The 236-nt window shown below is 58.5% G+C and carries 1 pseudogene; it reads left to right on the top strand.

The window, feature by feature from the left end:
* Positions 1–236 (top strand): annotated as a pseudogene (locus FDX22_RS21790) (16S rRNA (cytidine(1402)-2'-O)-methyltransferase); the annotation flags it as partial.

Genomic DNA, 236 nt, shown 5'->3' with positions numbered 1-236 from the left:
GGGAAACCATTCACGGCGCACCGGTTGGCGAGCTGCTGGCGTGGGTCAAGGAAGATGAAAATCGTCGCAAAGGCGAAATGGTGCTGATTGTTGAAGGGCATAAAGCGCAAGAAGACGATCTGCCTGCCGATGCGCTGCGAACCCTGGCGCTGCTGCAGGCCGAACTGCCGCTGAAAAAGGCCGCCGCGCTGGCCGCTGAAATCCACGGCGTGAAAAAGAATGCGCTGTACAAACAC

The sequence above is a fragment of the Citrobacter sp. TBCS-14 genome, from assembly GCF_005280805.1.
Lineage (GTDB): Bacteria > Pseudomonadota > Gammaproteobacteria > Enterobacterales > Enterobacteriaceae > Citrobacter > Citrobacter gillenii.
This window is presented reverse-complemented; position numbering and strand designations above follow the sequence as displayed.